General features: G+C 49.8%; 1 protein-coding gene. It reads left to right on the forward strand.

The annotated features are described in order from the left end of the window. Positions 1-253, forward strand: a 253-nt coding sequence (locus NNO02_RS23930; protein ID WP_271455914.1) for an EF-Tu/IF-2/RF-3 family GTPase, incomplete at both ends; no start/stop codon positions are given.

A 253-nucleotide genomic window follows, 5' to 3' on the forward strand; every position in this document is an offset into this window, starting at 1 on the left:
AAGAAGTTGAAATCGTTGGTATCAAAGAGACTGCCAAGTCTACCTGTACTGGCGTTGAAATGTTCCGCAAACTGCTGGACGAAGGCCGTGCTGGTGAGAACGTTGGTGTTCTGCTGCGTGGTATCAAACGTGAAGAAATCGAACGTGGTCAGGTACTGGCTAAGCCGGGCTCTATCAAGCCGCACACCAAGTTCGAATCTGAAGTGTACATTCTGTCCAAAGACGAAGGCGGCCGTCATACTCCGTTCTTCAA

This window comes from Citrobacter sp. Awk 2, from assembly GCF_028069815.1.
Taxonomy (GTDB): domain Bacteria; phylum Pseudomonadota; class Gammaproteobacteria; order Enterobacterales; family Enterobacteriaceae; genus Citrobacter.